The 10725-nt window shown below is 53.6% G+C and carries 11 protein-coding genes; 9 read left to right on the forward strand and 2 right to left on the reverse strand.

Annotated elements, in window-relative coordinates:
* Positions 1 to 45: 45 nt before the first annotated feature.
* On the forward strand, positions 46 to 813 hold the full coding sequence (locus HED65_RS05985) for a class II glutamine amidotransferase (protein ID WP_114977837.1): 768 nt from the start codon (positions 46 to 48) through the stop codon (positions 811 to 813).
* Here the strand turns inward: HED65_RS05985 and dpaA are convergent.
* Positions 784 to 1524: a peptidoglycan meso-diaminopimelic acid protein amidase gene (dpaA, locus tag HED65_RS05990; RefSeq protein WP_114977838.1), complete on the reverse strand. Its 741-nt coding sequence runs from the start codon at positions 1522 to 1524 to the stop codon at positions 784 to 786. The genes HED65_RS05985 and dpaA overlap by 30 nt on opposite strands.
* A gap of 298 nt (positions 1525 to 1822) precedes the next feature.
* On the opposite strand from dpaA, the gene HED65_RS05995 reads away from it, so the two are divergent.
* The 8 genes from HED65_RS05995 (at position 1823) to dinB (ending at position 9030) form a co-directional block, all read left to right on the forward strand.
* Entirely contained in the window at positions 1823 to 3166 is a 1344-nt protein-coding gene (locus tag HED65_RS05995) for a Na(+)-translocating NADH-quinone reductase subunit A (protein WP_114977839.1), read from the forward strand.
* Between the two features lie 3 nt (positions 3167 to 3169).
* Positions 3170 to 4405 carry an NADH:ubiquinone reductase (Na(+)-transporting) subunit B gene (locus tag HED65_RS06000; RefSeq protein ID WP_114977840.1) on the forward strand — a complete coding sequence of 412 codons (1236 nt, stop codon included), beginning with the start codon at positions 3170 to 3172 and terminating at the stop codon, positions 4403 to 4405.
* A complete protein-coding gene (locus HED65_RS06005; RefSeq protein WP_114977841.1) occupies positions 4398 to 5192 on the forward strand; it encodes a Na(+)-translocating NADH-quinone reductase subunit C in 795 nt (264 codons plus the stop codon). The genes HED65_RS06000 and HED65_RS06005 overlap by 8 nt, the downstream gene beginning before the upstream one ends.
* Entirely contained in the window at positions 5185 to 5823 is a 639-nt protein-coding gene (locus HED65_RS06010) for an NADH:ubiquinone reductase (Na(+)-transporting) subunit D (protein WP_114977842.1), read from the forward strand. Before HED65_RS06005 ends, HED65_RS06010 begins: the two co-directional genes overlap by 8 nt.
* A gap of 6 nt (positions 5824 to 5829) precedes the next feature.
* Complete coding sequence (gene nqrE / locus HED65_RS06015) at positions 5830 to 6426, forward strand: NADH:ubiquinone reductase (Na(+)-transporting) subunit E (RefSeq protein WP_114977843.1); 597 nt, start codon at positions 5830 to 5832, stop codon at positions 6424 to 6426.
* A 10-nt stretch (positions 6427 to 6436) separates the two neighbouring features.
* Positions 6437 to 7660, forward strand: a complete 1224-nt coding sequence (gene nqrF, locus HED65_RS06020; protein WP_114977844.1) for an NADH:ubiquinone reductase (Na(+)-transporting) subunit F — start codon at positions 6437 to 6439, stop codon at positions 7658 to 7660.
* 2 nt (positions 7661 to 7662) lie between these two features.
* The gene (nqrM, locus tag HED65_RS06025) at positions 7663 to 7863 is read left to right on the forward strand and encodes a (Na+)-NQR maturation NqrM (RefSeq protein WP_114978089.1); all 201 of its coding nucleotides are present in this window, start codon (positions 7663 to 7665) and stop codon (positions 7861 to 7863) included.
* 108 nt (positions 7864 to 7971) lie between these two features.
* Positions 7972 to 9030, forward strand: a complete 1059-nt coding sequence (dinB, locus tag HED65_RS06030) for a DNA polymerase IV (protein ID WP_114977845.1) — start codon at positions 7972 to 7974, stop codon at positions 9028 to 9030.
* A 55-nt stretch (positions 9031 to 9085) separates the two neighbouring features.
* Here the strand turns inward: dinB and pepD are convergent, their stop codons facing one another.
* Positions 9086 to 10543, reverse strand: coding sequence for a cytosol nonspecific dipeptidase (pepD, locus tag HED65_RS06035; RefSeq protein WP_114977846.1), 1458 nt, complete (start codon positions 10541 to 10543; stop codon positions 9086 to 9088).
* Between the last annotated feature and the right edge of the window lie 182 nt (positions 10544 to 10725).

Here is a 10725-nt window from a genome sequence, read left to right on the forward strand (position 1 = left end):
ACTTCGCTGGGGGCTGAATTGCCCCCGCTGTTGTGGAGGTGATGTATGTGCGAATTGCTCGGGATGAGCGCCAATGTGCCAACCGATATCTGCTTTAGTTTCACCGGGCTGGTTCAGCGTGGTGGAGGAACCGGGCCGCATAAAGACGGCTGGGGCATCACTTTTTACGAAGGCAAAGGGTGTCGCACGTTCAAAGATCCACAACCCAGCTTTAACTCACCGATAGCTAAACTGGTGCAGGACTATCCTATTAAATCCTGTTCGGTGATTGCCCACATCCGCCAGGCAAACCGCGGCGAAGTGGCTCTGGAAAATACCCATCCGTTTACCCGGGAACTGTGGGGCCGTAACTGGACCTATGCGCACAACGGTCAACTTACGGGCTATAAGTCACTGGAGACGGGCAATTTCCGCCCGGTCGGCGAAACCGACAGCGAGAAAGCCTTCTGCTGGTTACTGCACAAGCTGACGGAGCGCTATCCCCGCACGCCCGGTAACATGACCGCCGTGTTTAAATACATCGCGACGCTGGCGTCGGAATTACGCGAAAAAGGCGTGTTTAACATGCTGCTCTCTGACGGGCGTTATGTGATGGCGTTCTGCTCGACAAATCTGTTCTGGATCACCCGTCGTGCACCGTTTGGCGTTGCGACGTTGCTCGATCAGGATGTGGAGATAGACTTTCAGAAGGAGACCACACCGAACGATGTGGTCACTGTCATTGCAACGCAGCCGCTGACGGGCAACGAAACCTGGCAAAAGATTATGCCAGGCGAGTGGGTGCTATTTTGTCTCGGGGACCGTGTAATTTGACGCCAGCTGTGGATGGACGACTTCGTGGCTCAGCGGTTTGCTGACCACGTAACGGCCATCTACGATAGAGACCACCGGCGGCTTGTGGGTCTGCTCAAAGTAGTCGTAACCGGGTTTCAGTTGTTTCCAGAAATCCGCGTAGTAAGAGTACTTGTGGCGTGCCATGTTGGCATCGGTCATGCGGAACGGATAGATGCTGACCTGAACGTTAGGTTGCCCAAAGACCAGCGCACCCGTCACGAACTGGAAAATCTCATCAATGCCGGAATCGGTCATCGCATAACAGCCGATAGACACGCAGGCACCGTGGATCATCAGGTATTTACCTTCATAACCGTGAGCACGGTCATAGGCATTCGGGAAGCCGATGTTAATGGCTTTATAGAAGCGGCTGTCAGGTTTGAGCTGGTTACGCTGAACGCTGTAAAACCCTTCCGGACTTTTGAAATCGCCCTGACGCTGTTTTGGCCCCAGCCCGCCGGAGTAGTTACAAATTTTGTAGCTATCAAGCAGCTGATAAGTCTCGCCCATTTTTACAAACAGATCGAGAGTGCGCTCTTCCTTGAAGATCTGAATATAAACCGGCGATCCCATTAACTGCTGTTTATATTCTTTGCTGATCGGCGTCGTTGAGCTGTTACTGCTGAGCAGTCCGGCAAACGACATGCACGGCATCAGAAGCATCGCAATGAACAATGCGATTTTACGCATACTACTAGTTCCTTGATAAAACTATGACCAACTTGCCAGGACGGCAAAAGAGACCCGAAATCAGATTATTCTGTTAGGAGCGCTCACATTAGCACCGCCAGAGATTTTCGCAAGAGCCGGGCGGTGAGTTTACAAATTAGTTTTACTTTATAAACCATCACAATCACGTTTGCGCCAGGAACTTTGCGTAATACCTCGCACTTTGGCGCAAGCAAACGCGGATTTCGTCCCCGACAAAAGGCGAAAATGGTACACTCCACCTCTTCTGGATTGTTGTTCATGGAAACCTGCTAACCACATGTTTAAAATCAAAAAAGGACTTGAACTGCCGATTGCAGGCGTGCCAGTGCAGCACGTTTCGACAGGCGCAAGTGTTCGTCATGTCGCCATTTTGGGCGACGACTATCTGGGAATGCGTCCTTCTATGCTGGTACAGGAAGGCGATCGTGTTATCAAAGGCCAGGTGCTCTTTGAGGACAAAAAAAATCCTGGCGTCATGTTCACGGCACCCGCAAGTGGCACCGTGGTGGCGATCAATCGCGGTGAACGCCGTATTCTGCAGTCGGTGGTTATCCGCATTGAAGGCGATGAGCAGTGTGAATTTGCTCATTACGACGCCGCAGACCTCGCATCGCTAAGCCGTGACGCTGTTCAGGCTCAGCTTCTGGCGTCCGGTTTATGGACCGCGCTTCGCACGCGTCCCTTCAGTAAATCACCTGTTCCGGGTACGGAACCGGCCGCTATTTTTGTTACGGCAATCGACACCAACCCGCTCAGCGCAGACCCGCAACCGGTTATTCTGGCTCAGCGAAAAGCCTTTGATGCCGGGCTGACCATTTTAACCCGCCTGACGTCAGGGAAGGTCCATGTCTGTCAGTCTGGTGGCGGTAAGCTCGGTGGGCACCCGCAGGGGCAGGTGACATTTAATGAGTTTGCTGGCCCACATCCCGCGGGTCTGGTCGGGACGCATATTCACTTTCTTGAGCCCGTGAGCCTGACGAAACAGGTCTGGCACCTGAATTATCAGGACGTCATTGCCATCGGTAAGCTGTTTACCACGGGTGAACTCAGCGCTGAACGAGTGATCGCCATCGGCGGGCCGCAAGCGGCCAACCCGCGTCTGGTGAAAACGCTGCTGGGCGCAGACATTAATGAACTGCTGGTGGGGGAAATAAAAGAGGGTGAAAACCGCCTGATCTCCGGCTCGGTGCTCAGTGGCCGTCATGCCGTGAATGCGCACGCTTATCTGGGGCGTTTTCATCTGCAGGTCAGCATTGTGCAGGAAGGACGCGAGAAAGAGCTGTTCGGCTGGGTTCTTCCGGGAGCCGATAAGTATTCCGTGACCCGAACAACGCTTGGGCACTTCCTGCGTCATAAACTCTTTAATTTCTCGACCAGCACGAATGGTGGAGAGCGCGCGATGGTACCCATTGGCAACTACGAACGCGTCATGCCACTGGATATTCTGCCGACCATGCTGTTGCGCGATCTGCTCGCCGGAGATACCGACAGCGCGCAGGCATTAGGTTGCCTGGAGCTGGACGAAGAAGATCTGGCGCTTTGTACCTATGTTTGTCCGGGAAAATACGAATACGGACCCGTATTGCGCGAGGTGTTAACCCGCATTGAGCAGGAAGGATAACCGATGGGCTTAAAACACCTCTTTGAAAAAATTGAGCCGCACTTTACTGAAGGGAAGCTCAAAAAGTACTACCCGTTATATGAAGCGACGACGACCATTTTCTACACACCGGGGCTGGTGACGAAGGGGGCGGCGCACGTTCGTGACGCTATCGACCTGAAGCGAATGATGATCCTTGTGTGGTTTGCGGTCTTCCCTGCCATGTTCTGGGGCATGTACAACGTGGGGCTGCAGACCATTCCTGCCCTGCATCATCTGTACGATGCTCAGCAGCTGGCGCAGGTGATCCAGTCTGACTGGCACTACCGTCTGGCGCAGTCGCTGGGCGTGAGCTTTGCGCCAGACGCGGGCTGGGTCAGCATGATGACGCTGGGGGCGGTGTTCTTCCTGCCGATCTACATCACGGTATTTATCGTGGGTGGCTTCTGGGAAGTGCTGTTTGCCATCATTCGTAAACATGAGATCAACGAAGGCTTCTTTGTTACTTCCATTCTTTTTGCCCTGATTGTCCCGCCAACGTTACCGCTCTGGCAGGCCGCGTTGGGGATCAGCTTTGGTGTGGTCATTGCGAAAGAGATCTTCGGGGGGACCGGGCGTAACTTCCTCAACCCAGCGCTGGCGGGACGTGCGTTCCTGTTCTTTGCCTATCCCGCGCAAATCTCCGGCGATCTGGTATGGACGGCTGCGGATGGTTTCTCCGGTGCGACACCTCTGTCTCAGTGGGCGGCACACGGGGGCGAAACGCTGGTTAACAACGCGACAGGCCAGCCTGTTACCTGGTTTGATGCCTTTATTGGCAACATACCGGGCTCCATTGGGGAAGTCTCTACGCTGATGATTTTACTGGGTGGTGCGATCATACTTTTCGGTCGCGTGGCCTCCTGGCGGATTGTTGCCGGTGTGATGATCGGCATGGTGCTGACCGCCACGATGTTCAACGTGATCGGTTCGACTACCAATCCGATGTTCTCCATGCCCTGGTACTGGCATCTGGTGCTGGGGGGCTTCGCATTCGGCATGATGTTTATGGCGACCGATCCCGTTTCTGCCTCGTTTACTGATAAAGGTAAATGGAGCTATGGCGTGCTCATTGGTGCGATGTGTGTCCTGATTCGTGTGGTCAACCCGGCGTATCCGGAAGGGATGATGTTGGCCATTCTGTTTGCCAACCTGTTTGCGCCACTCTTCGATTATCTGGTCGTGCGCGCCAACATTAAGCGGAGGAAGGCGCGTGGCTGAAATCAAAAATAACGACAGCATCGGTAAAACGCTGCTGGTGGTACTGGTGTTGTGTCTGGTCTGTTCCATTGTGGTGGCCGGTTCTGCCGTGGGGTTAAAGCCGCGACAGCAGGAGCAGCGCGCACTGGATAAACAGCGCAATATCCTGGCTGTCGCCGGGTTGATGCAGGAAGGAATGAGTGCAGACGATGTCTCTGCAGTCTTTGCTGAGCGCATTACCGCGCGTCTGGTGGATTTAAAAACCGGGCAACTGCTGGATAAAGATCCGGCGAAATACAACCAGTCGCTGGCATTAAAAGACCCGCAGATGAGCCTGACACTGGACGCCTCACAGGATCCGGCTGGCATCAAGCGTCGCAGCAATCTTGCCGAAATCTATCTCGTGCGCGATGAACAAAAACGGGTGCAGGAAGTGGTAGTGCCTATCTACGGCAACGGTCTGTGGTCGATGATGTACGCCTTTGTGGCGCTTGATACGGATGGTCGCACTGTGAAAGGCATTACGTACTATGACCAGGGCGAAACGCCGGGGCTCGGCGGTGAAGTGGAGAACCCTAACTGGCGGGCACAGTTTGTCGGCAAGAAAGTGCTCGACGATAACGGTCTGCCTGCGCTGAAGGTAATGAAAGGGGCTGCTCGTCCCGGTGACGACTACGCCGTCGACGGGCTTTCCGGTGCCACGCTCACCTCAAAAGGTGTGCAGCACAGTTTTGATTTCTGGATGGGCGAACTGGGCTTTGGTCCTTTCCTGAAAAACGTACGTGAAGGAGCGCTGAACAATGGCTGATACCGGTGAACTGAAAGAAGTCAAAAAGGTGCTCATTGGCCCGTTGCTCGCCAATAACCCGATCACGCTGCAGGTACTGGGTGTCTGTTCAGCTCTGGCGGTGACGACCAAGCTGGAAACGGCGGTAGTGATGACGTTGGCAGTAACGCTGGTCACCGCGTTTTCCAGCATGTTTATCTCCATGATCCGTCACCACATTCCCAACAGTGTGAGGATCATTGTGCAGATGGCGATCATCGCCTCGCTGGTGATCGTGGTGGATCAGTTACTGCGCGCCTTCGCCTATGAAACCTCAAAACAGCTTTCGGTGTTTGTTGGTCTGATTATCACCAACTGTATCGTGATGGGACGTGCAGAAGCCTACGCCATGAAAATGCCGCCGCTGGCGAGCTTTATGGATGGCATCGGCAATGGCCTTGGTTATGGTGTGATCCTGCTGACCGTGGGGTTCCTGCGTGAGTTGATTGGCAGCGGTAAGCTGTTTGGCATCACGGTGCTGGACACGGTGCAGAACGGCGGCTGGTATCAGCCAAACGGCCTGTTCCTGCTGGCACCCAGCGCATTTTTCATTATCGGTTTGCTGATCTGGCTTATTCGTACGCTGAAGCCAGAACAGCAGGAAAAGGAGTAACCGACAATGGCTCATTACCTGAGTTTATTTGTGCGTGCGGTGTTTGTTGAAAACATGGCGCTCGCGTTTTTCCTCGGCATGTGTACGTTCCTTGCCGTGTCCAAAAAGGTGTCGACGGCATTTGGCCTGGGCGTAGCGGTTACCGTGGTGCTCGGCTTATCGGTGCCGATCAACAACCTGGTATACAACTTTGTGCTGCGGGATAGTGCGCTGGTAGAGGGGATCGATCTCAGCTTCCTGAACTTCATCACCTTTATCGGTGTGATTGCGGCGCTGGTGCAAATCCTTGAGATGATCCTCGATAAGTATTTCCCGTCGCTCTACAACGCGCTGGGGATCTTCCTGCCGTTGATCGCGGTGAACTGCGCCATCTTCGGCGGCGTCTCGTTTATGGTTCAGCGTGATTACAACTTTAGTGAATCCGTGGTGTACGGTTTCGGTTCTGGCATTGGCTGGATGCTGGCGATTGTCACCATGGCGGGGATCCGCGAAAAAATGAAATATGCCAACGTGCCTGCAGGCCTGCGTGGCTTAGGGATCACCTTTATCACCACCGGACTGATGGCATTGGGGTTTATGTCCTTCTCCGGTGTGCAGCTATAAGGGCTAACTGATGGAAATTATGCTTGGCGTGGCGATGTTCACGCTGATTGTACTGGTGTTATCAGGGCTTATTCTGGTGGCACGTGCGAAGCTGGTGAATTCCGGCGACGTGGTGATTGATATTAACGACGAGCCGCAGAACCAGATCCGCACGCCCGCCGGAGATAAACTGTTGAATACGCTCTCCGGCAACGGGATCTTTGTCTCTTCGGCCTGTGGCGGCGGTGGCTCCTGTGGGCAGTGCCGCGTTACGGTGAAAGAGGGCGGAGGAGATATCCTGCCAACCGAACTGGCGCATATCACAAAGCGTGAGGCAAAAGAGGGCTGCCGTCTGGCCTGCCAGGTCGCTGTACGTCAGAACATGAAAATAGAGCTGCCGGAAGAGATCTTTGGCGTTAAAAAATGGGAATGTGAGGTTATCTCTAATGATAACAAAGCCACGTTTATCAAAGAGCTGAAGTTGCGGGTGCCTGAAGGAGAGAGCGTTCCGTTCCGGGCGGGTGGATATATTCAGATTGAGTGCCCGGAACACACCGTGGCATATGCTGACTTCGATGTCCCGCATGAATACCGGGCCGACTGGGACAAGTTCAATCTTTTCCGCTTTGTGTCGGAAGTAAAAGAGCCAGCGCTTCGTGCTTACTCCATGGCTAACTACCCTGAAGAAAAGGGCATCATCATGCTTAACGTGCGTATCGCCACACCGCCTCCGGCGGTACCGCATGCGCCGCCAGGGATCATGTCATCGTATATCTGGTCTTTAAAGCCGGGCGACAAGGTAACTATCTCCGGTCCCTTTGGTGAGTTCTTTGCGAAAGAGACGGAAGCCGAAATGGTGTTTATCGGTGGTGGCGCAGGTATGGCGCCGATGCGTTCGCACATTTTCGACCAGCTCAAGCGGCTTAGCAGTCAGCGTAAAATCAGCTTCTGGTACGGGGCGCGTTCGCTGCGTGAGATGTTCTACGACGATGAGTTCGAACAGCTGGCGCGTGAAAACCCGAACTTTACCTTCCATGTGGCGCTCTCCGATCCGCAGCCGGAAGATAACTGGACTGGCTATACGGGCTTCATCCACAACGTGCTGTATGAAAACTACCTCAAACAGCATCCTGCGCCGGAAGACTGCGAGTTTTATATGTGTGGCCCGCCAGTAATGAACGCCGCAGTCATTAAGATGCTTAAAGATCTGGGCGTGGAGGATGAGAACATCCTACTGGACGATTTTGGAGGCTGATGATGCTGACGTTCCTGGCAACCTTTGTGGTTTTCGTGCTTGTTATCCTCGGCATGTCGTTAGGCTGGATCATTAAGCGTAAAAGCATTCAGGGGAGTTGCGGCGGTATTTCTTCCATTGGCATGGAAAAAGTCTGTGATTGCCCGGAGCCATGCGATGCCCGGAAAAAAAGAATGGCCCGCGAACAGCACCGTATTATCTAAATTTTTACAGGCCGGGTAAGGCAAAGTCGCCACCCGGCATTTTTACATCTGCTTCTCAATTCTCATTTATTTACTGTATACTTATCCAGTGATGAGTGAGGGCTTACTATGCGCAAAATAATCCATGTTGATATGGACTGCTTTTTTGCGGCAGTGGAGATGCGTGACAATCCGGCGCTGCGGGATATTCCCATAGCCATTGGCGGCAGCCGCGTTCAGCGTGGTGTCATCAGCACCGCCAACTACCCTGCGCGCAAATTTGGCGTGCGTAGTGCCATGCCTACCGCAATGGCCCTGAAGCTTTGTCCTCATCTCACTCTTTTACCTGGTCGCTTCGACGCTTACAAAGAGGCCTCAATTCATATTCGGGAAATCTTCTCCCGCTACACCTCTCTGATCGAACCGCTGTCGCTAGACGAAGCCTATCTTGATGTGACCGACAGCGTACACTGCCACGGCTCAGCAACCCTGATGGCACAGGAAATCCGTCAGACCATCTTTAAAGAGTTAAATCTTACCGCGTCGGCAGGAGTCGCTCCGGTGAAATTTCTTGCCAAGATAGCCTCCGATTTAAATAAGCCCAATGGCCAGTACGTCATCACGCCTGAAGAGGTGCCTGCGTTCTTAAAAACGTTGCCGCTTGGCAAAATCCCTGGTGTGGGAAAAGTGTCCGCTGTAAAGCTGGAAAGTATGGGATTACGGACATGTGAAGATGTGCAGCGAAGCGATCTGGCTATGCTACTTAAGCGGTTTGGAAAGTTTGGGCGCGTGCTGTGGGAGCGTAGCCAGGGGATTGACGATCGCGATGTGAACAGCGAACGGCTGCGGAAATCCGTTGGTGTTGAGCGAACGCTGATTGAAGACATTCATGACTGGTCTGAATGCGAAACCATCATTACGGAACAGCTCTATCCTGAGCTGGAGCGACGCTTGCTCAAGGTGAAACCGGATCTGCTCATTGCCCGTCAGGGTATCAAATTAAAATTCAACGACTTCCAGCAGACCACGCAGGAACATGTCTGGCCGCGTCTGAATAAAGAGGATCTCGTTGCGACGGCGAAAAAGGCATGGGAAGAACGAAGAGGAGGGCGAGGGGTGAGGCTGGTGGGATTGCACGTCACGCTGCTGGATCCGCAGTTAGAGCGACAGCTAGTATTAGGGTTGTAGATTGTTTTAACCGTAGGCCCGGTAAGCGAAGCGCCACCGGGCATCAAACGACTAATTACTTAACAGGAATTGCTTTCAGCAGCTCAGTCAGCAGCGTCCAGTAATGACCCACGCTTTCGATATGAACCTGCTCGTCCGGAGAGTGTGGCCCGGTAATGGTTGGCCCGATAGAGACCATGTCCATATTCGGATATGGTTTCTTGAACAGACCACATTCCAGACCCGCGTGGATCACTTGAATGTTCGGCGTGCTGTTGAACAGACGCTGATAGGTTTCACGGACCAGTGCCATCACTGGAGAACTTGCATCCGGCTGCCAGCCAGGGTAGCTGCCTTTAGCCGATGTTTTCGCACCGGCCAGCGTGCCCAGAGATTCCAGCATGCTCACTACGTACTCTTTGCCTGTGTCGATAAGCGAACGGATCAGGCAGATGATCTCTGCACTGTCGTCACTCATGGTCACCACGCCCACGTTCAGAGAGGTTTCAACCACGCCTTTGGCCACGTCAGAGTTGCGGATCACACCGTTTGGCGTTGCATTCAGCAACTGAACGAAGGTGTCACGAGACTGGGTAGTCAGCGCAGCTTTATCCGTGGATACGGGTTCCAGCACCACGGTCAGGTTCTTCTCTTTGGCTGACAGTTCGTTTTTCAGGATATCCAGATACACGCTGGAGAGTTTTTTCAGCTCGTCAGCTTTTGCCGCCGGGACTGCCACAGTAGTGAATGCTTCGCGCGGGATCGCGTTACGCAGGGTACCGCCGTTGAAATCCACCAGACGCAGATCCAGCTCAGCCGCATGGCCGGCCAGGAAGCGCGCCAGCAATTTATTGGCGTTGCCCAGGCCTAAGTGAATATCACCGCCAGAGTGACCGCCTTTCAGCCCTTTCAGCGTCAGCTTGAACGTCTGGAAACCGGCAGGAATCGCTTCGCGTGACAGCGGCAGGGTAGAGATGAAATCAATCCCGCCCGCGCAGCCCATGTAGATCTCACCTTCTTCTTCTGAGTCGGTGTTGATCAGAATATCTGCCTGCAGCCAGTTCGCCTGCAGACCGAATGCACCGTCCATACCCGCTTCTTCGGTCATGGTCAGCAGCACTTCCAACGGACCATGTTCAACGCTGTCGTCTGCCAGCACTGCCAGTGCAGAGGCCATACCGATGCCGTTATCCGCACCCAGAGTGGTGCCGCGCGCTTTTACCCAGTCGCCGTCGATATAGGGTTGAATAGGATCTTTGGTGAAGTCGTGAACGGTGTCGTTGTTCTTCTGCGGCACCATGTCCAGGTGCGCCTGCAGTACAACCGGTTTGCGGTTTTCCATGCCAGCGGTTGCTGGTTTGCGGATCAGAATGTTACCAACCTGGTCACGTTCAGCATGCAGGCCTTTTTCCTTCGCCCAACCCATAATGTGTTCGGCAAGCTGTTCTTCATGGTAGGAAGGGTGTGGAATGGAACAGATTTTGGCAAAAATATCCCACAGTGGCTGCGGAGATAATTGAGACAGTTCAGACACGATAAGTCTCCTTGTCGATGCACTGCAAACAGGGTTGCAGGTCACAGGGTTAGCAGGTTAATAGTTACCACAAGTCAGACTTGCGAGATGAAACCGAGAATACCACTTTCTCCGCTGGCTGGTAGCATAAAGCATGTAAAAACTCGGGCTCAGGGCGCTAAACACTGGTTTTTAGTGCGTCA

This window comes from Pantoea sp. LS15 (assembly GCF_012241585.1).
GTDB lineage: Bacteria > Pseudomonadota > Gammaproteobacteria > Enterobacterales > Enterobacteriaceae > Enterobacter.

What these genes read in the sequence shown, in the direction of transcription:
- HED65_RS05985 (WP_114977837.1), top strand. Translation starts at nt 46, where the DNA reads ATGTGCGAATTGCTCGGGATGAGCGCCAATGTGCCAACCGATATCTGC.
- dpaA (WP_114977838.1), bottom strand. Translation starts at nt 1,524, where the DNA reads ATGCGTAAAATCGCATTGTTCATTGCGATGCTTCTGATGCCGTGCATG.
- HED65_RS05995 (WP_114977839.1), top strand. Translation starts at nt 1,823, where the DNA reads ATGTTTAAAATCAAAAAAGGACTTGAACTGCCGATTGCAGGCGTGCCA.
- HED65_RS06000 (WP_114977840.1), top strand. Translation starts at nt 3,170, where the DNA reads ATGGGCTTAAAACACCTCTTTGAAAAAATTGAGCCGCACTTTACTGAA.
- HED65_RS06010 (WP_114977842.1), top strand. Translation starts at nt 5,185, where the DNA reads ATGGCTGATACCGGTGAACTGAAAGAAGTCAAAAAGGTGCTCATTGGC.
- nqrE (WP_114977843.1), top strand. Translation starts at nt 5,830, where the DNA reads ATGGCTCATTACCTGAGTTTATTTGTGCGTGCGGTGTTTGTTGAAAAC.
- nqrF (WP_114977844.1), top strand. Translation starts at nt 6,437, where the DNA reads ATGGAAATTATGCTTGGCGTGGCGATGTTCACGCTGATTGTACTGGTG.
- nqrM (WP_114978089.1), top strand. Translation starts at nt 7,663, where the DNA reads ATGCTGACGTTCCTGGCAACCTTTGTGGTTTTCGTGCTTGTTATCCTC.
- dinB (WP_114977845.1), top strand. Translation starts at nt 7,972, where the DNA reads ATGCGCAAAATAATCCATGTTGATATGGACTGCTTTTTTGCGGCAGTG.